The sequence below is a fragment of the Streptomyces adustus genome, from assembly GCF_009377175.1.
GTDB lineage: Bacteria > Actinomycetota > Actinomycetes > Streptomycetales > Streptomycetaceae > Streptomyces > Streptomyces adustus.
The window spans coordinates 1-1,783 of sequence record NZ_VJZD01000522.1 but is presented as its reverse complement, the minus strand read 5'-3'; the positions used below and the strand labels follow the sequence as shown (position 1 = coordinate 1,783).

Sequence of the window (1,783 nt, the reverse complement as noted above, 5' to 3'; positions counted from 1 at the left end):
CCCATGCCCCGACACCCCCAGAACCCCGACCGCACGTTGCTCGTCACCGGCGCCGACGTCGCCGCCGCGGGCACCCCGGTCCGAGCCGAGGCACTGGCGGTGCGTGGCGACCGCATCGTGCACGTCGGCACGGCGGAGGACGCCCGCGCGGCGCTCGGCGGCCGGGCGGACGAGGAACTGGCGCTGGACGGCGGCCTGGTCCACCCCGGATTCGTCGACGCGCACTGCCACCCGGTGATGTACGGCCAGGCCCTCGCCTGGGTCGACCTGCGGCCCGAACGCGTCGGCGACATCGACACCATGGTCGAGGTGCTGCGCGAGGCCGCCCGCGACCTGCCCGCCGGCGTCCCGGTCCGCGGCTTCGGCTACGAGCACCGGCGCCTGGCCGAGGGCCGCCACCCGAACTGCCACGACCTCGACCGTGTCGCCGACGACCGCGAGGTCTACGTCATGAACGCCTCCGGCCACGGCGGCGTCGTCAACTCCCACACCCTGCGCGCCTGCCGCGTCACCGCGGGCACCCCGTCGCCCGAGGGAGGCAGCATCGGGCACTTCGAGAACGGGGAGCCCGACGGCCAGCTCTGGGACGCCGCCTGCGACCTGCTCACCGGCCCGGCCGGAGTGAAGATCGGCAATCACGGCCCGAACTTCCACCTGTCCGAGCCCGAGGACATCATGGCCGACCATCTGCTGCGCGCCCAGGAGGTGTTCCTCGCCGCAGGCGTCACCACGATCGGCGACGCGCAGGTCTCGCGCCGCGAGATGGAGACGTACCTGCGCGCCCACGCCGACGGCAGCCTGGGCATGCGCGTCTCCGCCTATCTGACCTCCGCGCTCCTCGACACCGCCCTCGAACTGGGCGCGGTACGCGGCTTCGGCGACGACCTCTTCCGCATCCAGGGCGTGAAGTTCTACGCCGACGGCACCCTCGGCGGCTGGACCGCCTACTTCCCCGAGGGCTACGCCGCGGACTGCTGCCACCACGGTCAGCTCTACCACTCGGTCGAGGAGTACGCGCAGATCGTGCGCCGCGCCCACGCGGCCGGTCTGCAGACCGCCACGCACGCCCAGTCCCCGTACGCCATCGGCATGGTCCTCGACGCGATCGAGAAGGCCCAGGCCGACCGCCCGCGCGCCGGCATGCGCCACCGCATCGAGCACTCCGGTCTGCCCACCGACGAGCAGATCGACCGCATGGCCGAGCTCGGCGTCGTCCCCGTCATGCAGCCGCAGCACCACCTGCGCACCGGCGACGGCACCCTGACCGCCATCGGCGACATGGGCCACCGCTACAACCCGGCCGGCCGCTGCGCCACGGCCGGCGTCCCGGTCGTCTTCTCCTCCGACGCGCCGGTCGCCCCGCCCGCCCCGCTGGAGGCGGTCGCCGCCGCCGCGACCCGCCGTACCGTCCTCGGCACCGTCCTCGGCGACGAGGCGCTGCGCCTGCCGGTCGCCGACGGCCTGCACGCGCACACCGCCGCCGCGGCGAGGGCCCTGCACCGCGAGCACGCGGTCGGCGCCCTCGCGCCGGGCATGCTCGCCGACTTCACGGTGCTCGACGCCGACCCGCTGACCGTGCCGGCCGACGAGCTGACCGGCATCCGGGTGCGCGAGACCTGGGTCGGCGGCAGCCGCGCCTGGGCCGCGGCCGGCCGCTGACCCCTCCACCGCCAGGGCACCCGGCCGCCCGGCGGCGCCACCGCGCGCCGGGCGGCCGGGTAGCGCCCCCGTGCGCCCGGCGGCCGGAAGATCCCGCCCACGGCCCGGCCGCCGGGTTCCGATG

The 1,783-nt window shown here is 75.8% G+C and carries 1 protein-coding gene; it reads left to right on the top strand.

What is annotated here, in order from left to right; genetic code table 11:
* The first annotated feature begins 3 nt into the window (after positions 1-3).
* A complete protein-coding gene (locus FNH09_RS46280) occupies positions 4-1,659 on the top strand; it encodes an amidohydrolase (RefSeq protein ID WP_152895860.1) in 1,656 nt (551 codons plus the stop codon).
* The last annotated feature ends 124 nt before the right edge of the window (positions 1,660-1,783 follow it).